The 24,741-nt window shown below is 56.1% G+C and carries 16 protein-coding genes; 9 read left to right on the forward strand and 7 right to left on the reverse strand.

The features are described 5' to 3' along the window. The first annotated feature begins 49 nt into the window (after positions 1–49). Positions 50–991: an IS5 family transposase gene (locus tag Pan181_RS16455; protein ID WP_145244898.1), complete on the forward strand. Its 942-nt coding sequence runs from the start codon at positions 50–52 to the stop codon at positions 989–991. Here Pan181_RS16455 and Pan181_RS16460 read toward each other — a convergent pair. From Pan181_RS16460 to Pan181_RS16470, 3 genes are read right to left on the reverse strand one after another with little or no spacing between them, the layout of a single operon-like run. Next, positions 954–2,726 (reverse strand): sodium:solute symporter family transporter, encoded by a 1,773-nt coding sequence (locus tag Pan181_RS16460; RefSeq protein WP_145248251.1) that lies wholly within the window; start codon positions 2,724–2,726, stop codon positions 954–956. The genes Pan181_RS16455 and Pan181_RS16460 overlap by 38 nt on opposite strands. Before the next feature lie 27 nt (positions 2,727–2,753). Next, positions 2,754–5,168: an FAD-dependent oxidoreductase gene (locus tag Pan181_RS16465; RefSeq protein WP_145248253.1), complete on the reverse strand. Its 2,415-nt coding sequence runs from the start codon at positions 5,166–5,168 to the stop codon at positions 2,754–2,756. 47 nt (positions 5,169–5,215) lie between these two features. Further along, positions 5,216–7,255 (reverse strand): glycoside hydrolase family 30 beta sandwich domain-containing protein, encoded by a 2,040-nt coding sequence (locus Pan181_RS16470; protein WP_145248255.1) that lies wholly within the window; start codon positions 7,253–7,255, stop codon positions 5,216–5,218. A gap of 406 nt (positions 7,256–7,661) precedes the next feature. Between Pan181_RS16470 and Pan181_RS16475 the strand changes: the two genes are divergently transcribed. The 6 genes from Pan181_RS16475 (at position 7,662) to Pan181_RS16500 (ending at position 15,085) form a co-directional block, all read left to right on the forward strand. After that, positions 7,662–8,819: an AraC family transcriptional regulator gene (locus Pan181_RS16475; RefSeq protein ID WP_197528423.1), complete on the forward strand. Its 1,158-nt coding sequence runs from the start codon at positions 7,662–7,664 to the stop codon at positions 8,817–8,819. Between the two features lie 235 nt (positions 8,820–9,054). Beyond that, a complete protein-coding gene (locus Pan181_RS16480) occupies positions 9,055–9,960 on the forward strand; it encodes a DUF1559 domain-containing protein (protein WP_231943618.1) in 906 nt (301 codons plus the stop codon). Positions 9,961–9,974: 14 nt separating this feature from the next. Next, on the forward strand, positions 9,975–10,361 hold the full coding sequence (locus Pan181_RS16485; protein WP_145248262.1) for a BlaI/MecI/CopY family transcriptional regulator: 387 nt from the start codon (positions 9,975–9,977) through the stop codon (positions 10,359–10,361). Further along, entirely contained in the window at positions 10,358–11,443 is a 1,086-nt protein-coding gene (locus Pan181_RS16490) for a M56 family metallopeptidase (RefSeq protein ID WP_145248264.1), read from the forward strand. The genes Pan181_RS16485 and Pan181_RS16490 overlap by 4 nt, the downstream gene beginning before the upstream one ends. Before the next feature lie 122 nt (positions 11,444–11,565). After that, positions 11,566–14,001: a glycosyltransferase gene (locus tag Pan181_RS16495; protein WP_197528424.1), complete on the forward strand. Its 2,436-nt coding sequence runs from the start codon at positions 11,566–11,568 to the stop codon at positions 13,999–14,001. 67 nt (positions 14,002–14,068) lie between these two features. Next, positions 14,069–15,085, forward strand: a complete 1,017-nt coding sequence (locus Pan181_RS16500) for a phosphatase PAP2 family protein (protein WP_145248268.1) — start codon at positions 14,069–14,071, stop codon at positions 15,083–15,085. 148 nt (positions 15,086–15,233) lie between these two features. On the opposite strand, the gene Pan181_RS16505 is transcribed toward Pan181_RS16500, so the two are convergent. From Pan181_RS16505 to Pan181_RS16520, 4 genes are all read right to left on the reverse strand, one after another. Further along, a complete protein-coding gene (locus Pan181_RS16505; RefSeq protein WP_145246142.1) occupies positions 15,234–16,322 on the reverse strand; it encodes an IS630 family transposase in 1,089 nt (362 codons plus the stop codon). A 99-nt stretch (positions 16,323–16,421) separates the two neighbouring features. Continuing rightward, the gene (locus Pan181_RS16510) at positions 16,422–19,439 is read right to left on the reverse strand and encodes a PEP-CTERM sorting domain-containing protein (RefSeq protein ID WP_145252273.1); all 3,018 of its coding nucleotides are present in this window, start codon (positions 19,437–19,439) and stop codon (positions 16,422–16,424) included. A gap of 154 nt (positions 19,440–19,593) precedes the next feature. Continuing rightward, positions 19,594–20,760 carry a hypothetical protein gene (locus Pan181_RS16515; RefSeq protein ID WP_145248270.1) on the reverse strand — a complete coding sequence of 389 codons (1,167 nt, stop codon included), beginning with the start codon at positions 20,758–20,760 and terminating at the stop codon, positions 19,594–19,596. Positions 20,761–20,844: 84 nt separating this feature from the next. Continuing rightward, positions 20,845–21,915, reverse strand: coding sequence for a DUF1559 domain-containing protein (locus Pan181_RS16520; protein WP_197528425.1), 1,071 nt, complete (start codon positions 21,913–21,915; stop codon positions 20,845–20,847). Positions 21,916–22,529: 614 nt separating this feature from the next. On the opposite strand from Pan181_RS16520, the gene Pan181_RS16525 reads away from it, so the two are divergent. Together Pan181_RS16525 and Pan181_RS16530 are read left to right on the forward strand one after the other, a co-directional pair. Then, complete coding sequence (locus Pan181_RS16525; protein ID WP_145248274.1) at positions 22,530–23,066, forward strand: sigma-70 family RNA polymerase sigma factor; 537 nt, start codon at positions 22,530–22,532, stop codon at positions 23,064–23,066. A 53-nt stretch (positions 23,067–23,119) separates the two neighbouring features. Next, positions 23,120–24,640 carry a hypothetical protein gene (locus Pan181_RS16530; protein ID WP_145248276.1) on the forward strand — a complete coding sequence of 507 codons (1,521 nt, stop codon included), beginning with the start codon at positions 23,120–23,122 and terminating at the stop codon, positions 24,638–24,640. Positions 24,641–24,741 lie beyond the last annotated feature (101 nt).

Raw genomic sequence — 24,741 nt, forward strand, 5'->3', positions numbered from 1 at the left:
AAAAACTAACGTGGAATGGAACCACGTACCTTTTTTACGGAGATCGAACATGGCTACGAAAGAAAAACGAACCTACAAAGTCACGAACTGGAAGGAGTATAACAAGTCGCTCATCGAGCGTGGAAACATCACTATTTGGTTTAGCGACGAGGCGTTGGAGAACTGGGAACATCCTAACGACCAGACAAAAGTCGGTCGCCCTTTTGTCTTCAGCGATACGGCGATCGAGTGCTTGCTGACGATTCGCGAACTGCTGAAACTTCCCTATCGGCAGACTGAGGGATTCGGCCGCTCGCTGGTGGCGATGTTGGGCGTCGAGGCAGCGATTCCCAATTATTCTTCGCTCGCCAAGCGAGCCAGCAAGCTGAATGTTTCGCTCGATATCGCTAACAAGAGGGGCGACATCGATATCGTGGTGGATAGCACCGGCATGAAAGTGTTTGGCGAGGGCGAATGGAAGATGCGGACGCATGGCAAGTCGAAGCGGCGGACATGGCGGAAGCTGCATTTGTCGGTGAATCCTGACACCCGCGAGATTGTGGCGGAGATTTTGACCGAGAACAGTTGCCACGATGCCGATGCGGTTCCCGAAATGCTGGAGCAGGTGGAGCAGCCCGTAAAAAAGTTTCACGGCGACGGTAGTTACGACAAGTGGAAGGTTTATGAAGGGCTGGAATCCGAAGGCATTGAGCCGGTGATTCCGCCGCAGCACAACGCCAAGATCAAACAACATGGCAACTCTGCGGAGGAGCCTTTGCCCCGGGACGAGGCAATTCGTCAGATTCGACGCAAGGGGCGTAGGAGTTGGAAAGAGGAAGTGGGCTATCATCGTAGAAGCTTGGCGGAAACGACCATGTACCGAGTGAAACAAAGCTTTGGGAGCCATCTCAAAAACCGAGTATTCGAAAACCAACAAACGGAAGCCCGCTTGCGCTGTAAAATCATCAATCAATTCACCCAACTCGGGCTTCCACAGTTCGAGTGGAGTTAGTCAACAAGGCCGTTGCCAACACAAAGAACACCAGCGATTGGGTACCTAAGCTAATGGCCACGATGCGTAGCGGCAAATCCAGCATGGTCTGCGAAGTACTCTCGCTCAATCGCTTCTCCAACATGGCTGCTTGCTTAGCTCCTGGGTTTACTGATCTTCCCAATAACTCACACAGGATAAGCACCGCCGCAGGTACGAGCGTGCCCACGAGGATCTCGGCAACACGCATATTCGAATGAATCCACGATACATCCTCTGCACCGAACTTCAGGTAAGCCGCACAAGCGGCCGTGACCACCACGGTGAGCACGGTAGCCCCCGCGCCGATCTTGTCGGAAAACAGTCCCCAAATAGTCGGCAACACCATCGGCCCAACAAACAGCCCGGTGATGGTGAGAATCACGCCTTCGGCTCCTCCCATTTTGGGTACTGCCAAGGCCAGCGCAATGAAGAGAGCCCCGATGAGCACCGTGAGCACCCGTCCTACGGCGACCAGGTGCGATTCGCTAACCGCTGGTCCCCGCATCTTTGCGTAGATGTCGTTGGTGATCGCCCCGGCGAGCACGTTGAGCTCCGAGTTGGCCATGCTTGCCGTGGCGGCGAACATCGAGGCCATCATCATGCCGAGCAGTCCGACGGGAGCCACCCGCCGACAGGCACGAATATAAGCAGCTTCAGCCTTGCGATCGATTGCCCCGCTACGCACCTTCGCAGTACCTTCGCTCGAGAGCTTTTCAAAAGCCCCTTCCGCGATTGCTTGCTGATCGGAAGCGGAGAGTTCGCTGACTTTGAACGCTGGATAGTACGCGACCAAATCGGCATTCAACTCTTCGGGAATGGGATCGATCACACGATAAACCATGGCCGGTGTCATCCAAACGATGGGAGTTACCAGATAGAGCAAACCGAACAACGTAGCACTCAACACTGCGTCTCGGGGGGTCGGCACGCAGGTCAATCGCTGCACGAACGCCCACTCTCCCCCGATCTTCATCGCGTGGATGACGATCCAGCCAACGAGAAACCACCACGTGAAGTCGCTGGCCACCGGCGAGAAGAATCCTTCTGGCACCGATTGCCCAATGGCCTCGACTCCTCCCGCTTCGGCAACGATCAGTGGTACCACGATCGCCACCGAAGAAGTCAGCACAACAAACTGCATCATGTCGGTCACCAAGACCGACCAGAGCCCCCCGAATACCGTGTAGCCGATGATTGCTATGCCTGCGATCACGATAGCCGCTTCGGTAGAAATTCGGCCGTGTTCGTTAGCGAGAAACGAGTCGCTAGGGATCGGCATCAGCTCGCAACTGATCACGGCCAGCGAGTAAATCGACACGGCAACACCGATCAGCCTGGCCGCCATGAGCAACCAGGTATACATCTGCACGACTCCAGGACCGTAGCGGTAGTAAATGAACTCGGCAGCCGAGTTGGCGCCGGTGTTGCGCCAACGCCGGGCGAGAAACGCAGCGACCAAAAGCGCAGCAACTCCGAGCGCCATGCAGATGCTTACCGAGACCAGCCCGTACTTAAAAGCGATTCCTCCCCATACGACGAAAGTCCCCGAGCTGAACATCGTCATATAGGCACTCAAGCCCGATAGCCACCAAGGCGATTGATTGCCGGCTGAGAAGAGGTCGTTCGACGATTTCACACGGCGAGCCAACCAGGGCCCCACCAAAAGCGGCAGGACCAAGTAGAAGACGATCAGTGTGTAGTCCCAGGCATGCATGCCAGGTATCCTCTCAGCGGAGCCAGCTCATTGGAGGTCGGTGTAGCAACGTATTTCATTGATTGCGGCCGATGGATCGCCGTTGGTACGAGTCACCGTGATTCGCAACTTTCGAGTCTCGATTCCCCGTGGCAACCTATGAATCCCCCTCCGCTGGTAGTTATCGGTGCATGTAGCCACAGTTTGCCATTCTCCATCTACTTCACACTGAATGGAATAGTCAGCGGGAGTCTGAGGATCGCGATAGTGAGGAGCGTAGGCATGGTACTCACGGAGCAAATGGCCAGGAAACGTCAGCTCGATCAGGCCGATCGCCTGCACCGAATCCCACGACAGATCGAGCCATTGCGGGAGCGGTTGATTGGGATCGGAACGCCACACATTGGTAGATCGGTGGGGGCGAGTTGTACCCGACAGTACCATGCTTGCAGGATAAGCCGACTGGTGTGGCATCACCCGAACACTCAAGGTCGACCCATTCGCGAATCGACGCATTTTCTCTGCACCAATTTGATAGTAGCTGGTCATCCCGGGCTCGATGTTGCCAGCGGTAAGCCATTCAACAGCAGGATTTGTAAGCAGATCGAGTCGCAAGTATTGCGGGTGTTCGGCAATTTGAGCAGCGTCCAGTTGCACCGACCAGTCGACCCACTGCTCCTCGCCTGGCAACACCTGCAGCATTGCCGTAGCGAGCGATGGGCCCGGTTCGACGCGGTAGTCCCACACATGGTCGACCGCGTAGATGGCCGCTTCGACCGACTGCGGTGTTCCACTGCGATTAGTTAAACAGACCGACACCACATCGATACCTTCATGCCCAATGGCAATGAGCTGACCTTTGCGACTGTCGAGCTGCTGCTGGTGGTATTGCGGTTGGTCTCGCCACTCGGCAAGCCCCGCGTGACAACCTTGCGTATGAGGTCCCGCTTCGCTAACCTGGGCGTCGCTGCTTGATGTCGCCGTCGCCAGGCGGGCGAGATCGCACGTGTCTTGGTTTCGCACGTTGGGCAGAAAGCATCCCTCTCGCAACAACGTTTGCTGAATCGCAGCAATCGCATCGCCATGCGACAACTCGGCGGTGGCTATTTTGTTTCTCACCGCGTAAGCGGCAGCGGTTCCGCACGCCTGTCCCATCAAGGCCGTGGTGCCCATCACGCGCATGGTGCCCAGCGCCGCGTGCGAAGCACTAATATTGCGCCCTGCCATCAAGAGATTAGTGGCATCCTTTGCCATCAGACAACGCAGCGGAATGCCATAAGGACCACAGTACGACTTCACGGAATACTCCGAGAAGGTGTTGTATTCCTGCTCGCCAGCCGAGCAGGGTTCGCTTGAGTTTGCCAACAATCCACCGGGAGTGTGTAAATCGACAAACCATCCACCGAAGGCAACTTCGTCTTCAAACACAGTGCGATTCTGAACATCGTGCTCGGTCACAAAGTACCGCCCGATGATCCTGCGGCTCTCCCGTTTACCGGGAACTTGCCCGATCCAATCGAGGGCGTAGTTCTTCGCTCGGTCTTTCATCACGGGGTCACGGTTTTTGATCCAGTCCCACACGCCGAGCGTATGCCGCGTCAGCTCGTGGCGAATATCCTCGTTGTCGTAGATCGTGTGATAAGGCACGCCGATTTCGAGCCACCAGTAGCCGCCGCGTTCTTCCTTTGGCAGGCGACCTTGATCGTAGAAATAGCTGGCGTCTTCGTGCTTGATGGCCCAGTCGGGCGCGTGGTAGGTAACGGGGTAACCCAAGTCTTTAGCGCGAAAGTGAATACTGCTCCCCATCGTATCGGTACTTGGCTGCAGCGGAGCGTGTGGCTCGTTGAACTCCTCTCGCCCCTCGCTGCCCATCCGCCACTCACACCCCGCCCGATCGCCCACCAATCCATCGCCGGTGCAATCAATAAACATCCGTCCGCGGATCGTGAGTTCGAGTTCGGCGTTCAGCACCAAGGCTTTCACCTCGGCGATGGTTGCCGGCTGGTTGCCATGACACGTCGGGCGATGACTATAGCCATACTGATGAGTGACTTCGTCCAGTAGATCAGCCCAGGACGAGCTTACTCCTTCTCCCTGCAGTACAACTTCCTGAATGTTGGTGTTCAAGTGCACGGTTAAGTTCGCTGTGGATACAGCCATATTGTAGAGCACGAGGTCCCACACGCTGTTAGTCCAGCCATTCTCGTAGACCTCCGCGTGGTTCATCGCTCGCTCTTCGATGAGCAACTCGGAGATAATGCCCGTCTCACGTGCATAAGCATGAAAGGCAGCCGCTCCGTGGGGAGTCACGCCGATTTCCGAAGAACTATTGCCTCCAAGCACCGGGCGATTGTGGATGAGCACCGTGCTGGCGCCGCCCCGCGCCGAGGCGACTGCTGCACAGAAGCCGGCTAGACCTCCGCCGCAGACAACTACCTCGTACTCTTCGGTTTTGCGTTTCATGAATCGTCTATGTCTTCGTTACGCAGGTTTCGCCCGCTTAATTGGCGTCATTGCTGCACCCAGAACTCCCACACCAGATCGGGCACGGTCGCGTTGAGCACCGGGCCCTGCTGTGCTCCCACCGGCACCCCCATGAATCCCTCGCCAGATTCGTCGGGCGTGTAGCGATACCCTCTAAACTCCGCGTCGGGTAGCTGTGTGTCGACTTGGAACTGATAGTCGCTCCAGCATCGATTCGAGAGCACTACTACTAGCTTTCCATCGGGTCGCTTGAAGGCCAGAATCCGCATATCGTGGTCAAACGCCTCTTCTGTGACTTTGACCACGGTGCTATCCCATGGCATGTACTTTAGAAAACCGACCACGGAGTGCCAGTTGTACTTGTTCCAGGTCCAGTGCCCTGGCTCGAGTTCGGCGACGATTTCCTCGGGAGTGAACTTTTCCAGCAACTCTACCGATGCTCCTATTGGTAAGTCGTCTTCGGCGATTGGACACTCCACGCCATCAATGGCTCGCACCAGCACTGCGTGAGGCACCCCGTAGTATCCGTTGGCCAGCTTGCCCGTATGCGATGGAACGCGCACCACGCCCGGCCCAACGGTTCGGCGATAGACGGCATCTCGCTCCTCATAACTCCAGAGCGTTTTGTAGTCAGTCTTCTCCCACCCAGCGATTTCGAGAGGCCCTCCCCGCTCATGCGCGAGTAGATAGACTTCGCAAGGCTTGCTCACCGAAAACTCATAGCTGCTGGCGGGTTGAAACCCATCGCCCCGCGGAACCGTAAGGCAATAGGTGCCAATTAACGGATCCGACACACCCTTGAGCAAGTGGTCATCGCTGCACCGACGGGCCACGGCGTACGCCAACTCTCGTGGCTCCTCTGGCGGTGAGTCACTCGGGTCGAGTGGCATCCAATACCCCAACGCGTAACCACTCGCTTCGGAGTTCGTACAAGGCTTCAGTGCGTGAATCCAATACCAAGTTGGCGATTGGGCCAACTGGTACCAATTCATGATGTTTTGCACCGTATTGTGACATCGATCGCGAGTGGCCGGACCATCCAGATACTCATACTCATTTTGATAAAGCGGTAATGGTTGCGAAATGCTGTTTCGCGTCTCACGTACAATCTTAGGAACAATTGCCGAGTCTTCCCCAATTGCATGCACCACCAACGCATCGACATACTTGGCGTACTCCGTCCGCATGACAGGTGCAATGTATTGCGGCGATCCATACATCGTGTCGGCAATGATCTTGATCGATGGATCATGATCCCGAATGGCAGGAGCAACCGCCTTGAAGACCTCGCCGTACTGCTCTTTGGTGTAGTAACAAGTTGAGTAGGCGTTGTTCACCCAAGGTTCGTTACTCAGCCCCCACTGATCGATGCGGAAGCCTGCATTCTTGAGCGTTTGGATGTCTTGCACTCTCGCGTCGGCAAAATCGCGCAGGAAACGCTTGACGTCGCCGTGGTAGACGGGGTCGTTCGCGAATTGTCGCCCGTAACAGCGAAGGATGTTCTTGCCATCTTGCGTGTCGACATAATTGCGATTGGCCTTCCAAAATGGTGGTGGAGTCCAGTACTCAAACGAAAGTCCCTCGACACCCGCGTTATCGAGCAATGCTTGCAACTCCTCAAGCTGGTTAGGCCAGCGAGGTTTTAACACCTTTTGATCGTCGTCAGTTCCGCGCCAGTAAAGCCCCCCCGCCAGTCGACAATAGCGAAACCCACTCAGCATCTCGTTGGCCAACCTGTCTCGCTCCTCGGGTACCAAGTCGCGGGGTACGCTGGTCCTCTCCTCCGGCAAGCCTTGATTACCGGAGCGGATCGAGTCGCACTGAATTTCGAACCCCATGCCCCAGACCAGTTGCTGCGGTTGGTCGACATGCACCACGTACCGCCCTGTGGTTGGGGCTGGATTTTCGCGCATCGGGCGCAATACAGGATACTTTGCTTGAGCCGGTCCAATCGACATGACGACCAGCCATCCTCCGATGAACCACATCCACCAATGCTTGCTTGCCAGGTCGTTACGCAACGCGCACCGAACTGACACCTGTTCAATCAACGAGCAAAGCTCCATGACAGCTATCTCCCCGGTTGCCTCTCTCGGATTGCGATGCGACACCAGTCGTACACGAAAGCATCGCCTGGGCTACCAGCTTTTAGTTCCAAGCAGAACAGATTAGGCAGCAACCGCAGGCTCGTTCATCGAAAAGAGTGGACGCCTGATCGCGAGTCTTCTCGCCTTGTCGACTTGGCGACGATGATCCTTCACGCAGTTTGTGACCGATCTTCGCTACCAGCGACTCCTTTAAAGAACTGAAGTTTAGCCCTGAAACAAGTTGCAATCCAAGGTGCAAATGCGCAATAATACAAAACAATTACGTCACTGGCGGATTCGGCAGGGGTGTCAGGCGCATCGGGGTTGTTCCCCACAAACACCTTGCCGACCTTTTCTTCGCTCTAGTTACAACTTGAACAACGGCATGGAAAGACAGGCCCCTTTTCGTGTAGCGGTACTGGTCGACACCTCTTCGGCTTGGGGAAGAAGGCTCAACCAAGGCATCCTGCTATACGCTGAACGCAATGGCCCCTGGAACATCTGGGTAGAACCGCGCGGCGGTAGTGAGACGCTTCGCATTCCTGAAGGCTGGAGCGGCCATGGCATCATCGCCCGGGTCTCCTCGCCAGCCATGGCTCGTCACCTGCAGCAACAAAACTTGCCGGTGGTTAACGTGTCGGGCATTCGCGTTCGTGAAGCGACCTTTCCGAAAGTAAGTATCGACAACGATGCCTTTGCCCAACTGGCGGTCGAGCACTTCCTCGATCGAGGTGTTCGGCACATCGCTTACGTCGGCTTGCATGCAAGACCTTACTCGGTGGATCGACAAGAAGCCCTCGCCCGGGCGTGCGAAGCTGCCGGTTGCGACTTTCTGGTGTATCACCAAGTGCCCGACCAAAGTGGGCGACGTTGGCTGCGGGCCAGGGAGCGACTGGGAAGCTGGATTGAGGGTCTTCCCAAACCGGTCGGTATTCTGGCGTGGGCCGTACGACGCGGTGGCGACGTGATTGAAGAAGCAATGCACCGCGGTTTCCGTGTGCCAGACGATGTTGCAGTGCTGGGGGACGACGACGAGTTGCTCTGCAATTCGGTTCACCCTCCGCTCTCCGGTGTGGTTTTGCCTTCCGAGCAAATCGGCTTGAAGGCCGCCGCGATGATTCACGCACTCATGGAAGGACGACCTCTCGACGAGCGCGTGATAACAGTGGCTCCCACAGCGATCGAGCCACGTGCCTCGACCGATGTGCTAGCCATCGACGATACCGAAGTGGCGTCGGCCGTGAGGATCATTCGCAACCGCGCAAGTAACCCCCTCTCGGTGCAAGAAATCGCCGACACGCTGGCAATCAGTCGCCGGTCCCTGGAACGGCGGTTCCAGCAATCGCTTCACCGCACGATGGGCGATGAGATCTCGCGAGTCCACTTGGAGCGTGCCAAGTTGCTGCTGGCGACGACCGATATGCCGATTCCAGCGGTCGCCGATGCCTCGGGGTACGGCTCGCCAGAGTACTTCGCCCGGGTGATGAAACGCGATACCGGTCTCACCCCGCGACAATATCGTGGACAACATCAGGGCCGCTAGAACAACGTGCATATCCATGCTCTAACATGGCGGCCGTTCTTCCCGCGGTTCACCAAAGTTAACCAGAATGGTAGGTTTCAAAGAACTCTACTGCTAGCAACCAAGCAGGTAAATGTCCGTTGAATGCGGTAATCACCTTGAGCCATTCGACTGCTGTTGCCGAATTACTATGACGTTAGTAGACTGGTCGCTTTCATCAACGATCGCTTGATAAACGCGAATGGATTCGCCATCAATGCACTCACAGCGTCCAACCTGGTTAACCCGCGGGCATGGTTTCACCGTGGCCGAACTGCTGGTGGTGATCGCCATCATGGGAATCCTGCTAGCACTACTGCTCCCAGCGGTAATGGTTGCTCGCGAAACCGCCCGCCGGGCGACCTGCTGTAGTCGTCTTCGCGAACTCGGGCTGGCAACGCATGGCTACTACGAACGCCATCGCAAGCTCCCCGCAGCCTGGCAAAGCAATCCTGCGACCCCTCAACTATTACAGGGATGGGCCACTCTATTGCTAACCGATATCGGCGAACCCAACGTAGCCGAATTGCTTAATCGGACACCTACTTTCAGCAATGAACTAGCCAGTCACAGCATTCCGCTGCTGCTCTGTCCTTCCGACATCGTGGAACCGACCTTCGAACTTCGCTCGGGCAAGCACGAAATAGAGCATGCGGCCTATTACACTGACTCCTCGACCGACATAGAGCCGGACGAACTCCTGCAGGTGTTGCCGACGGCCAACTACGTTGGCGTGTTCGGCACCCTTGAAGCCGACGAACAAAGCCCCGAAGAGGGGGAGCCCGCTGCCCCACCGAGCGATGGATCGATCGTCCACGACCGGCGAGTTCGCTTCAAGGACCTTGAGCGTGGCACGAGCCAAACCCTCCTCATCGGTGAACGGACCATGGCCATGGTGCCTTCCACCTGGCTGGGTGTCGACATCGCTGGAGAAGATGCCGAATGCCGCCTGGTCGGCTCAGCGATGACAACCCCCAACTGCGAGTGGTGCGACGAATGCGAATTCAGTAGTCGCCACAACGGAGGTGCGAATTTTTTGTGGGCCGATGGACATGTTGAACTCATGGAAGACAACGTCGAGACCGCTCTGTATCAAGAGTACTCTCAACGCTTTGCTCGGTAGCCGAAAGACCCCCTATGCCTGATAAACCCGAAGTTTCCATGCTGACTGCTCCAGAAGCAGAAGTAATGAATGTGCTGTGGTCGGTCCACGAGGCAACCGTCTCTGATGTGGTAGAGCGATTGCCCCGCGAACTGGCTTACACCACGGTGATGACGACCCTCCGCATCCTGGAAGATAAAGGAGTGGTCGAGAAGCGTGGCAAGCGTGGACGAGCTTTCGTCTACGTGCCGGCAATCGAAAAATCGCAAGTCACCGGTTCGATGACTCACGAAATTGCCAACCGCTTGTTCGGAGGCTCCGTCAAGTCGCTCATGCTGAATCTCATCAGCGATTCGAAAGTCGACTCGGAAGATCTGGCCGAAATCAAGCAGATGATTGAACAACTGGAGAACCAAAAATGAATGGTCTTCAGTGGTTCCAAGTGATTCTGTCGCTTGTCATTCAACTTACCATCGTACTTGGCCTGGCATGGGGTCTGGAACGCTGGACCAGTAGTGTGTTAGTCAAAGCCCGGGTATGGAGCGCTTGCTTCGTCAGCTTGCTGTTGATGCTGATGATCGGGTTGCTTCTACCGCGACTCGAGTGGCTGCATCCCTGGTCGTCGCTCGGGCCGACACAATTGCTGGCGGTAGCCACCACCGAGTTTGTTCTCGGCAAGTGCCTGCTCGCGATCTGGCTGTGTGGGGTGGGAGTGATGCTTACGAGATGGGCCATCCAGTTTGTTCGCGTCCGAGCGTTCATTCGAGGTTGCCCTGAATACTCGGCGGAAATGAACACTCGCTTGAAGCAGCATATCCCCACCGAAATGGCCGCGCCGCATCACGACCAGTTGCTGTTTCTCGAATGCCCCGAGGAACTTGGACCATTTTGCTACCAATTCCATCGCCCGCTGATCTTCCTGCCGCCATCGTTGGCGCATGGCAACTCGACCGAACTGGAACATGTGCTTCGACACGAACTAACCCATCTCGATACGCAGCACCCGATGCAGCAATTCGCTCAGAAGTTGGCGCAAGTCCTCTTCTGGTTCCATCCGTTGGTATGGATCAGTGGCCGGCGTTGCTCGCTGGTTCGCGAGTTTGTTTGCGACGAAGCCGCCAGCAGCGATGCGGAATCGACCGCTTCGTACCTTCGCACCCTGCTCCGCTTGGTGGAAAACCAAACCAAGTCGCCTGCCGGCGGGCTTATGTTTGGCCGCAGCCAGAGCGAACTAAAGTTGCGAGCACGTCGACTGGTACTCGAACAACGCACCCCACCCTACAGCGGCTATTGGGCTCCCGCGTTGGTACTGCTCGGTGCCATGATCGCTGCCCAAGTATGGCTGCCCACGAACCCCCTCTCTCCACACCATTCCCAGTATTCGCCCTGGCCTACTTGGACGGCTTCCGTGGCCCATGCTTTTGGTGTGTCTCTCAAGGATTTCGAGACCTTCGATCGCGATCTGAGAGTGGATGAATTAATCGAAGCGCAAGAATCACCCTAGTTTTGATGTGTTTTTTTGAACACAACTCCTAAAGCTTTAGTAGAACACGACCGCTGGAGTCCTCCTCACATGGACGTGAGAAACTCCACGCGACAAATATCGACAACGCAAGGATGCAAACAGTGAGTATCGAGATCCACTCCGCTACCAAGAGTGCAACCGAAGGTTCGAAAGCGACAATTTCGTTGGTGCTCCCCGCCTGGAACGAAAGCGAAGCCCTCCCACGTGCTGTGGAAGAAGCCGACAAGGCGCTGCGTTCGGTAGCAGACGAATACGAGATCCTAGTCGTCAACGATGGAAGCACCGACGGTACCGCTGAGTGCCTGGAGAACTTAGCAAGCGAATACCCAGCGTTGCGAGCGATTCATCACGAACAAAATCGCGGCTACGGTGCAGCCCTGCGGACCGGTTTCGCGGCCGCGCGTTGCGACTTAGTGATGTTCACCGACGCCGACGTGCAATTCGATCTCTCTGAAGTGCGGCGTTTTGTTGTACTGGCTGAGGACTACGATATCGTTTGCGGGTATCGCATCGATCGCAAAGACTCGCCGCTGCGGTGCTTTTACTCACGAGGATACAACCTGCTGGTCCGCACACTGATCGGAACCAGTGTGCGAGACATCGACTGCGCTTTCAAAATGTTCCGTCGTGAGAAACTGCAACAACTGGAAATCACCACCGACGGATTCTTGGTAAACACCGAACTACTCACCGGCGCCCGTCAGCGGGGGTTCTCGGTGGTCGAAGTCGGCGTCACCCACCGCCCGCGATGCGAGGGCCAGAGCACCGTATCGGTCACTCATATTCCCGTGGTGCTCACCAACTTGCTGCGATTCTGGTGGAATCGCATTCAGTTCCCAAACCACCCACAGTCGTCAAGCGTTCGTGCGGCCAGCGATCCATCACAGCTTCGTTATCGGTGGATGCAATACGCGTTGCTATTGGTGGCTGCGATGTTGCTGCTGAGCACGCTTTCCTATCCACTGATTGATCGCGACGAAACTCGTTACGCCGAAATTCCCCGCGAGATGGTCGTTACCGGCGACTGGATCGTGCCTCAGTTGAACTTCGAGACCTACTACGACAAGCCGCCGCTGCTCTACTGGGCGTGTGCGGTGAGTTACACGTTGTTCGGTGTCTCCGCCTGGTCGGCCCGGTTGGTTCCCGCCGTCGGCGGATTGGCCACCTTGGCAACGACCATGTTTTTTGCCAATCGCATGTTCGATCGGAAGGTAGGCTTCCTTACCGGCCTGGTGCTGTTTCTGTCGGTTGGCTTCCTCGGCGCCAGCCGTATTCTGGTGATCGACGGACTGCTCACCCTTTGCGTGGCCATTTCGCTGTTCGCAGCGTACGAAGCCATTCGTGAAGGAACTCTGAATCTCGGCTGGTGGATTATGGCGGCGGTCGCTGCGGGATTCGCCTTTCTTTCGAAGGGACCGATTTCGCTAGTGCTATTCCTACCGCCGGTGTTTGCCTATGCCTGGCTTACCGAAGGTACTCACCGAGTTCGCCTTCGCGACTGGTTGCTCTTCTTCACGATTGTAGCCGGTATTAGTGCTCCCTGGTTTGTTGCTGTAACCCAACGAGTGCCTGACTTCGCTTATCAGTTCTTCTGGCTACATAACGTCGAGCGATTCGGTGGTGCGTTCCATGTGAAGCCGATCTGGTTCTTTATTCCCGTGGTGCTAGTCGGTGGGCATCCTTGGTCGTTCCTCGCTTTGCCCTGCCTGAATTATCTGACCACGAGAAAGTCCGAAGTACAGCAACTACGCCCTCAAGTGCTCGGCTTCCTGGTCATGTCAGCCGCCTGGTGCTTTGCGTTTTTCTCGATTTCGAGCTGCAAGCTGCCTGCCTATATCCTTCCCGCCGCGCCAGCGTTGGCCATGGTGATTGCCAAATACCTAGAAGTCGCCGTGTGGCAGCGTCCCGCTTTGCCTTGGACCACCTATGCAGTTCGCTGGGCGCCGGGGCTGGCGACGCTGTGCTCGATTGCCACCGGCATCGGCTTTGCGGTGTATGGAATCATGATGGGTTACGCGTCGCCAATCACCTTCTTCATCCTGCTGGGGATCGCTGCTGCAGTAACTCTCGCCAGCTACGCTTGGCGCGGCAGCCGCTGGCAACCAATGGTCAGCTGGAGTATCTGCTCTGCTGCTACGCTGCTGGTAGGTATTTTCATACTGCATCAATCGATTCCTCAATACGCGGTTGCCAACAGTCTGTTTGGCCCCAGTTCGCCTTGGAACCAGCAACTGGTGATCGACGATCACCTTCCGATTGTCACCACAGGTAACGAATGGTCGGGCGTGCCGTTTTATCTCAACAGGGACGACATCAAGAACTATCCCACCTTGAGTTCAGCCGACGCGATTGCAAAGTGCAATCCTAAGGGGCAATTGCTGCTGATCTCCTTGAAACACAAGTCACAAGACTCACAGCCATACGTTCCAGCAGGTTTTCGAGTGATTACCGAGATGAGTCGAGGCCGCGCTCAGCTTCAGATTCTCGAGCAAAATACGATTGCCAGGCCGGTGAATACCACCTCGCACACACGCTAGCATTTCCTGGCAACCTTATTCCTCTTCCGACTTGCTACCACTGAAACGTTAAAGCGCGCTTGTGATCTTGCTTGAGCTCCGACTGAAATCTCGATTCCACTACATTGCCTGGCTATGGGTTGCAGTACTTGCGATCCCAACCAGTTGCGGATGCATTGCCCCGTCGAGCCCTCGACAAGAGCCTATTCAACTGCTCGCGGTTGCCGACGAGCAGCACGTTCGCTCTGGCGAGACAGTCGACAACACCCCCAGCAAACTGTTTGCTCCCCCACCCATGGAGGAGCCCACGACCGCCCCGGTGATCGCTGGCGTGCCTGTCGACCTCGAACTAGAACCAACAAGCAATGCTTGCAGCGAATCCATCCCGCAAACCGCTCTTTTCGGCAAGCTACTGCAAGACCAACAACAGTTCTACTCCTCTGACTCGCTCTTGATGCTCGGATCTGGTTTTGCCGCAGGAAGTATTGTTGCTAACACTTCGCTTGACGGTGCCATCCAACGTCATTTTCGCACGAGTGTGCTGGGAGCCGAATCGGACGAATGGTATCACACTTTCCACGCGAGTAAGGAACTCGGCAATGGCATGTATACCTTGCCGGTGTTCGCGAGTGCCTGGATCACTGCCGAACTGTTTCCCGACTCGGAACTGGCGGCAACCATGGGACAATGGGGAGGACGCTCACTCCGCGGCTTTGCCGTGGGTGCCCCTCCAGTGATCGGCTTGCAATTGCTCACCGGCGGCTCCCGCCCCTACGAGTCGCCGCACGGCTCGCTATGGAAGCCATTCAACGACAACAACGGGGTGAGCGGGCATAGCTTTATGGGGTCGCTCCCCTTTATTACCGCGGCCAAGATGGCGGACACGCGCACGGAGAAGCTGCTATGGTACTCGGCTTCGCTGCTCGCACCGCTATCCAGGGCGAACGACAACGATCATTACCCGTCGCAAGTAGCACTAGGCTGGTGGATGGCCTATCTGGCGGCAACCGCGGTGGAGCACTCTGATAACGCGTCGCAAGGCTGGACCATCTCTCCGTATGCCACCAAAGAATCCACCGGCTTGATGACCGAAGTGCGATTCTAACCGCCTGTATATTGCAAGCCTGGCGTCCCCATTCTCATGTTCAATCACATCGATGATTAAAACAAAGAACGACCACCGATTCCTATGAATCGATGGTCGCTCTTAAGATCTCGCGGTTTCGCATCGTAGTTGTTATACGCATTCTAATTTAAACCTGCGCGTTTGAGCCGCCATCAACATACGGGGCGGCACAGACGGTTTTGATGAGTTCTTCGTTGAGCACGGCGGTCCGCCATGCGGTCATGGCCGCTTCTTCCAAGTCATCGTAGTCGTCGTAGGCCCGGTTGCTCCAGAAGTGGCTTTTGAGGTAATGCCAGAGGTTTTCGATTGGGTTAAGTTCAGGGCTGTAGGGCGGCAGTTGCACCAGCGACACGTTTTCTGGGACCTGAATTGCCTTGCTGGTGTGGAAGCCGGCGCCATCCCAGATCATCACGGCGTGCTCGCCCTCGGGGATCGTTTCGGAGAACGATTCCAAGAACGAGTTAATGATCTTCGTGTTCAGTTGCGGGCTCAGCAGGCCCTCGGCGTGTCCGGTTTCCGGGCAGACCGCCCCAATCACCCACAAGTATTCGTATTCGGTTTGACGGACGGCGGTCGGTCGGGAGCCCCGCTCGGCCCACAGGTTGGTGTTGGTCCCCTGCTGTCCGAACCGTGATTCGTCCTGGAAGTAGACCCGCAGCTGTTTATGGGGATGCTCCGCGGCGATCTCCTTGATTCGCTCAGGCCACTCCCGCTTGAACGCCTCGATCTTTTCAGGGTCTGCTTTGCGATGACGCGGCCTGGGACGCAGGTAGCTGTAGCCCAATCGGTGTAGCAGCCAGTACACCGCAGGCAACGACCGCCTCACGCCGAACTCCTCGGCCAAGATGCGTTGGAAGTCCTTGCCCCGCAACGAGCAGACAAGGTCTTCGCTCGTTGGCCCTGCCGCGAGACGCTCACGAAACGTCTGCTCTTGGTCGGCTGTGAGTGGCAGGTTCAACGACCCACCGCGGTGGTCGTCCAGCCCCGCCAGCCCGTGTCGATTGTATCGGGCGACCCACTCCTGGCACGCCCGTCGCGATAGCCCAACAGCGGCTGCCACAGCGGGGGCCGTCCAGCCCTCGTGACCTAAGATCAGAATCCGCAACCGCTTGGAGCGATTGACGTTCTTCTCCACACGCTCCAATCGCTTTAACTCCGCAAGCGGAAGATGCCCCGCCACTTTCATCGCGACCTCCATGTTCTCGGAAAGTCGCATTATGATGGGGGGAATAGGAAAGCGCAATAGAAAGCGCGCAGCTCTTCTTTAGAATGCGTATTAGCTGCCCACTACAACCACCTGCAATCATGCGAGGTGTTATTTCTGCCGACGTGCAACAACTGCCAACAGCCCTGCCAAGCTGCCGAGCAATACGACCGACGACGGCTCAGGCACTGCCTGCGAAGCTGCCAACGTACCACTCACGGTGCCGAAATAGCTTTTCCAACGATTGTAGTCAGATATGTCGACAACGCCTGGCGTTGGATCGTTCGGCAACGAGATGCTGGAACCTAGATTGTCGCGCCATACGGTGTAGTCACCGAGGTCGACCGTTCCATCGTCGTTGTAATCCCCGAAATGCAGATCATGAGCGATACCCTTGTAAACCACGCGGCCATCGTACACTTCTCCATCCGAGTTCATCCACTGAAAGTGAACGTCCTCCGATGCGAGCAGTTCGTTGTAACCAGCTCCAAGAGCGATGTCCGAGGTACCAGCTGAGAATGTCGATCCACCCGACCAATAGGCTTCCACCAACCGGGTGTCGCCTGAGCCACCGCCAACTTCCCAGCCATTACCGGTGCCGTTGCCGAGTGGGAAGGTGGAATCACCACCAATACCATTGAATGCTTCTGGGCTGAGGCCACCCTCAGCACTGCTGATGGTGATGTTTCGCATCTCGATGCCAACCGCACCAGCCAGGTCGTTGCTCAGGGTCATTTCGCCAGTCTGCCGGTCGATTTCCAGCACGATGTCCGCAGGCCCCGAAAGCAAACGGAACTCGTGGCCACCAATGTTGTTGGTTGGACGGCTTGTCGAGATTTCCGAAGCGGTAAGTTGCACGGCTACGTATCGTCCCGAGTGCGTACCCGACAGGGTGAAGGGATAAAGCGTACTAGTGGTCACACGCTCGTCGGTCGGCTCAAGCTTAAAGGTGGCATCCGGAGCCGAATCGGGAAGCACTCCCCCAAAATCGGTATTGCTGAACCAGAAGTCAAACTGACCGACACGGTCGGCCGTTGGATCGGCGCCCGACCGTTGAGCGTAAGCGAACCAGTTGGCCGACACGCTCGAACCATAGTCCATGAACAAGGTCATGGGACCGACACCGTCGCCAGCGTACTGGTCTAGCTCGACTTCCAGGTCGTTGTAGTCCAGCAAGAAGAGTTCGGTGTTGATATTGGTGCCTTCGTCGAGGTAGGTATCGTCGAAAAGCTTCTCAGGGCCTTGCGACTCCTGATCGTTTGCCTGTCCCTCGGGAATGGTAATCGAAGGATAAAAATTAGGAGAACCTCCCACAACCGAGAAGCTCTGAGCCGAAGCCTGACCAGCGACAACAACAAAGCTGAGGCCGAATACCAAGCTTGCGACCACACCTCGCTGCCAGCGACGACGAGCGCCAAACACCGCGACGACACCGCCGATGGCGATAATGGCCAACGACGAGGGCTCGGGCACGGAAGCTGGATTGCTGAGGAGTGCCGACAGGCCACCAGCCAGTTCGACTAGTTTTTGGAAGTCGTAAGCGTCGCTGTCGAGGTCGCCATCGAGGTCGCCCCCCAGGTAGGCCCGAGCAGCACTCTGGTCGTAGTAGTCACCACCATAGCCTTCGCGGAAGACTTGCCAATCGAGGTAATTGATGACGCCATCGCCGGTATAGTCGCCAGCCATGATGTCGTCGCCGATGAATTCCACTCCGTCGCCAATCACTTTGCCATCGGCATCGAGCAGATTGAAGACAAGGTCTTCATAATTCGAAGGGCTGATCGACCAAATATTGCCAAGGCTGTAAGTAGCTCCGGCCTGCAAAGTGATGCCATTATCATCGCCACCGGCGGTATCCGACTCGCCCAGCATCGCTTCGTTCGAATCCTGGTTTTCAAGCCATGCATCGCCTGGATCGCCACCATTAACGGCAACCGACTCCCATCCCTCAGGATTAAGAATCTGCGAGTTATTGGACGAGAGAGTGTAGCCAGAGAAAGTCAGCGTCTGATCGGCACGAATAGTCGCTTCGCCAGTGCTACGGTCAATCAGCAGTGTTACAGGATCATCGACAAAGAAAGCGACTTCCGCAATTTGCATGGAATTCGTTGCTGCCGAATCACGCAAGGTGGGGAACACCATACGATACGAGCTGAACTCACCAGCGGTGTTGTTCACCGAAACAATCGGGCCGGCCGTGGTGCGTTCAGCCGGCAGTTCAAGCGATCCGGAGTCGATCAGAGTCCAGTTTTCTTCGAGGCCACCACTATTATCTTCCGAAGTGATTTCGTCGTTTGTTCCGTAGAGTTCCCAAGACGAGGGATCGCGAGCGGGGATGTCGTTCGCGGTCGTGATCTGGAAGCTCGAAACCGCGTACGATCCCTTGGAAGGAGTCACAATAAAACCGGAATTCTCCTTCCCAAAGTTCAAGTACTTCGTACCGATGTTCTGATCGATTGCTTCCGTTGCTTCTTGCATTCCACCGCCCGAACCGGTGCGGCTTTCGGAAGTGTACTCGACATCGCGAATGGAGATGATCGGATCCCCCACGGTAAGAATATCGGAGCCGGTTCCATCCAACGAACTGTAAAACCCAATGTCACCAAGCTGCGTCAAGTTCTGATTCGGGTCCTTCATGGTTGGCCAGACCATTTTATACGACGAATACACAGTACTGTTGGCAAAGCCAACCGCCGAAGCGACTTCGAGTCGTCCCTCGGGAAGCGATAGCTCGCCCGACGAAATGAGGGTCCAGTCTTCCAACCGACCATTACTGGCCTCGGTACTGATGATCGCATCATTGGTACCATATATCAGGTACGACGCTGGGTCGCGTCCCACCGCATCGTTGGCCGTCGACATGACGAAGCTTTGCAGTACCGACGAAGTGGTAGGAGTAACGATGAAACCTGCGTTGGGGCCTCCGCGATTCAACGTCTTCGTAGCAGGGTCGTCATCTAACAACAAATCTGCCAACTGTCCGTCACGCACATCGCTACCAGTGCTTACGTCGAGATCGATCGCGATGATCGGATCCTCTGGCGAGAGGATATTGAGTGCCGCCGCCTGCCTTGCCGCCAGCAGCACGGCAAGTGCTGCGATCAGACGCAGCGTGGAAGTACATGCCATGGTGAAACAACCTTGTTCAATCAAAAAGTGTACTGAAAAAGACTACGAAAGCGACGGCTGGCGAACCGACTTTCCGAATAGGCAATCGGCCCGCCAGAACCAGAAGCTATCGTGAACAGATAAAAGGAATAGGAAGCTGACCTAAGGAAGCTATTTAGCCCTTCTTGAGTCGTCCGACGACGACCAACGAGGCGAGCACTCCCAAACCCAGCACTACCGAACTGGGCTCAGGAACTTGCGAACCGAATAACTGGATCTCAGCGATCTGCATCGAGTTCGCTCCGCCACTGTTTCGTAAGGTGGGGAATACCAATCGATAGGAAGTGAAAGCGCCCTCGCTGTTATCGACCGATACCAGCGGTCCTAAGGCCCCACGGTCGTTGGGAAGCTCAATGTCGCCCGAATCAATCAACACCCAATCTTCCAGACTGCCATCGGTGTTGTATTCGGATGTAATTGGATCGTTGGTGCCGTAAAGTACCCACGAACTTGGATCGCGGTCGCTGGCATCGTTTGCGGTCGTCAACTGAAAGCTATCGACGATCGACATTCCCACCGACGGGGTCACAATGAGCCCCGTGTTTTCTTTGCCAAAATTCAAGTACTTGGTAGTGACATCCTGATCGATCGCTTCGGCTGCTTCTTGCGTTCCATCCGACGAACCAGTGCGACTTTCGTAGACATAGTCGACATCGCGAATCGAAATAATGGGGTCTCCGTAGGCCAGCAGGTTATCACCGGTCGCATCCACCGAGGTGAAGAAACCAATTTCCGCTACCTGAGTCAAACTGCCACTTCCCTTGATCGTGGGCCAAACCATCTTGTAAGAACTGTAGGAATTGGAATTGGTGAACGAAATCGGCGAGCTGAGTGTTTCGCGATCGGAAGGAAGCGTCAAGTCGCCCGAAACGATCAGTGTCCAGTCTTCCTCGCGACCGTTACTTGCTTCGACACTGGTGATTGGATCGTTGGTACCATAAAGCAAGTAGGAAGCAGGGTCTCGACTTTCCGAGTCGTTGGCCGTGGTCATCGTAAAACTCTGGACGACGGAAGCTGTCGAAGGAGTCACAATGAAACCGGCGTTATCGCCGCCGCGGTTGAGCATCTTGGTGTAGGTATCGCCATCCAGCATAAAATCGGCTAGCTGTGCTTCTCGCACCTCGCTACCGGTGCTGATGTCGAGGTCGATAGCCAGCACCGGATCGCCCGGTGAAATCAGACTGATTGCCTGCGATTCACTTGGCAAAAAGAGACTAGCAACGCCAGTCAACAAGCAGCTAGCGATCAACTTGCGAGTAACTTGGAACGTGGTTTTCTTCATTAGTCTGTCGTGAATAAGGGTGTCGTTCTGAGTAAGCCAATAATCTCAAATAGTCTCAAAGGATGACTGTGTCGAAGGTGCCATTTACCGCCGCTTATAGACCTTGATCTCTCCACCATCGTTGCGATGGCCCATTTGGCGGAACGTTTCCGCGTCGACATCGTAGGCAACTAGCGAAACCGAACTATCGCAGTTCGCAAACAGGCACCCCCCTGGGTGAGCACTGCCAAATGCTTCGCGTGCTTCCAATTCGGTAATGGAATACGACTCGTCGGCATCACTGCGAGGCGTATGCGTCGGCGTGCGTCCGTCGTAAAACGTTGAACGCACGGTGTCATCTTGAAATCCGGTGTACATCGCCCAATCGTCGGCCTTGAAATAGACATCGCCCAAGTACGATTGCTGGGGAACCCAACGCTCGCCGAGAGCAATCGTCTTGCTCAGTCCGTCGGTGATCTGGCGGAACTTCACTGCGTTGCCGCAGAAGGTCACGCCGGAGAATTCGGAGACGCGAGGTGGAAAGCCTGCTGGCAACGATGAATAATTGCTTGGCGAGATCGCCTGGCATTTGCCGTCAAAACCAGTTTCGTCGCCGACGTTCGAAGCATAATCGCTGCGGGCACCTTGTGGCTGCTTATACTGGATGACGCCACCCGCACCGTTTCCCGAGTAAGCGGTGCGTCCGTCAGTGGGATAGGGATTCCCATTATTCTGAGCATACGGACCACCATCGCGGCGCGAGGGACAATTCAACAACCCAATCGGCGTGCTGTCGCGCTGGGCGAGTAAAGAGCCTCGAGTAGCACCGGTAGTGCCGCTTCCCATTTCGTAGAGCGATTGCTGCTCGATGAAAGGCAGCAAGGCAAAGATCCAACCACCTGGCTGGGTGTGGTCAAGCCCTCGATCGGGGTCGCCTGTCCAGTTGCCTTTCCAACCCGACGAGGGAAGCTTGCCAGTGGACGATTCCAAATTTGCCATCGCCAATGACAGATTTTTGAGATTATTCGTGCATTGGGTTCGGCGAGCGGCCTCCCGCGCGGCCTGCACGGCAGGCAAAAGCAACGCGACGAGAATCCCGATAATGGCAATGACCACCAACAGTTCTACCAGCGTAAATCCATTAAAGCCTGAAGGTTTGCGGCGGACGATTCGCATGGCGAGTCCTTTACTGAAACAACAAGTCATAAGTGACAAGAGCACGGCACCTGTGCGCGACGAACCCCACGCGAACGCTGCCAAGTAAATATTGGAATAGCTTGTGTTTCAGGAACCAAACCGCCTTGGTCCGTTGTCTTGCAGGCGGAAAGCCCTGAATAGAGAGGGAATTTCTTCCCCAACACCTTCAAATACCACCAGCCATCTTTTTGTGACGGCCCATTTCCAGAAATATTCCAATCCGATATCTGGCATCCCCAACTGCCCGCCAAGTACAATTCGGACCCCATGGTGAGATATGCGGGTTCCACGCACTCCCCCCAGAGTGCGACCTTCATGCTTGAGTTCCATGTAGTTGCGCAGACTTTTTTCTGCGTCACAAAACCATGGGCAGGTGGTATCTAATCTATGAGGTCTTGCTATAGTTTGGCTGCAGATATCAGCGGTCTCGTTTGCCGCTGATCCAAGTAGCCAGCGCTGAAGTGAGTGTCTGCACAGACAGGGAACATCCCTGATGCACCGAGTCTTGTCCCCCGTGCACACTTGCGACGATTCAACAGAGAACTGGGTACCGCGTTCCACGGACTTTATGCGATACACGAAGGCGACCAGTGATGGATGAAGGCCTCAACCGAGAACCAGAAGCGGACTATGAGGAGTTTGTCCAGCACCTGACGAAAGAACAAACGTACTTGCTGAATTACATCACCGCGCTTTTGTGTGGCGATGTGCTCGCAGCGGAGAACGTACTGCAGGAAACCAACCTGGTGCTCTGGCGCAAAGCGACGGAGTTTACCTCTGGCACCAGTTTTCGCGCGTGGTCGCGTAAAGTAGCCCACTGGCAAATCATGGCTTACTTGCGCGATATCCGCCGAGATCGCCATGTATTCAGCGAAGAACTCATCGCCCAAATTAGCAATCGTGATGCCGAGTTCGCCACCGACCCCGAAACTCGCGGTGCTTTGCGCGACTGTATTAAGAAGCTTCACCAAACACAGAGTGAACTGGTGAAACTGCGTTATGAGGAGAGCTTACCGATTGGCACCATCGCGGAGCGTGCCGGTCGATCAGAAGATGCGATTCGATCCGCGTTGTTACGGATTCGCCGCAGTTTGCTCAGCTGCATCGAATCCAAGCTTTCACCTGAGTAGCCCTTTTTGTAGAGTAGACCACCGGAAACCATCAACGGAATTGCCAAGGTCCCATGGATCCCACGAAACGTTCAGAACTCGAACGGCTCTTCTCCGCCTCGGCTGACGACGGCGCTACGCGCGATCAGATCGAAGCCATGGAAGAGCTGCTGCTCGACCAGCCCGAAATGCAAGATCATTTCCTCAAGCTGGTTGCCGTGCACGTGCTGCTGGATGCCGAGATTCGCAAGACCGATGCTACCTCCCCCTCGCTCGATGGCGACGACAACGCAGCGAATGGCTGTCCGATTCCCATGCCCAACGAGGCGACTGCCGAAGAAGCGGCGGTGCAACCTGCTCCGCGAAAAGTGAATCGCCGAGCGCTATGGCAGGCGTCTGCCCTGGCTGCCTCGCTGTTCCTTATGTTTTGGGTCGGCCGCGTTTCGAACGATGGCCGGACCCTCGATTCCGAACATCACGACTTGATCAGCATTCAGGATAGCCGAGTCCGCACCGATGGACTGGCGATTCTGAACAACGATTCGCTTGAGCTACTCGGCGAACTGACGCGCGACACCGGAGTGACCAGCGTTCTGCTGCCTCACCAGAGCAGCAGCTCGCAGTCGCAAGTCACCCTCTGCAACGGCAGCGCCTGGTACGAACGCCCCGCCCGCAAACGCGAGCAGGGATACCTGGTCGCCCTCAAACCCGGCGAACACTTGAGCGCCTGCATCGACACCGACGCGATGGGGCGTAACTCGCTGGCTGTTGCCGAGATCGATTCGTCCGGCTACCTCACCGGCAAAACCATGCAGTTCAACAACCTACCGAGCGGCGTCAGCACCGTGCAACAAGCTCGTGCGGGTGCCGTTGGGGAACTATCGGAAATCAACGCATCGGCGTACACCAAGTACTACTTGTTTGCCGGTTCGCATATGCTGTACGACGACAACGAGCAAGAAATCTGGCGGCAAAGCGACTTCGAAGTGCAGCTCGATCAGGATGGCTTGCTCGTCCTCGGCTGGGACGACAGTGGCTACTCCGGGCTGATACAGGCAAAGGAGTTCGAAGCACCACCCGACCGCGACTACAACGACATCCGCGCGATGCTTCGCATCTCGTCGCCCATCAAGCATGGCCAAGGCCTGGTGTTCTCTCCACCCGCGATCACCCCCGAGCAGCTCGCACCCGAAGAGAGCAAGGGCTACACGTTTCAGGTCGACCCGCACCAGCAAGTGATCATGGCCGTGTATAGCGACGCAATGTGGCAAAACTCGATGCGCGTGATCGACACCCATACCGGGCGCATTATTTGGAGCGACGATGGCCCGCCCGAAATCCATGGCGTGCGGCAAGAGCGCAACCGCGGCATCTATCTCATCACCAACTCCACCGACGAGACGGAGCACTACCTGATCCAAGGTCGTCACCGCCCCGGCGGTAGCGGCCCCGATGCCGCCTGGGTGCACAACAAGTTTCGCGTGCTGGCGAAGGACAATAAGACAGCCGTCGTCGGATTCGACGATCCGCAGAAGTCGGGACCGCTCGACAGTTGGGACGACGTCCGCGTGTTCCTGCGTAAATTTGCCGAGTAATCACGTCCGGTTCGGATTCCATCCCATCGGCTGCCAGCTGGCGAAAACGCACGCCCCCCTCTTTTCATCGGCGTCGCGAGCGTAGAAAGTGTTCGAGAAGC

This window comes from Aeoliella mucimassa (assembly GCF_007748035.1).
Taxonomy (GTDB): Bacteria; Planctomycetota; Planctomycetia; order Pirellulales; family Lacipirellulaceae; genus Aeoliella; species Aeoliella mucimassa.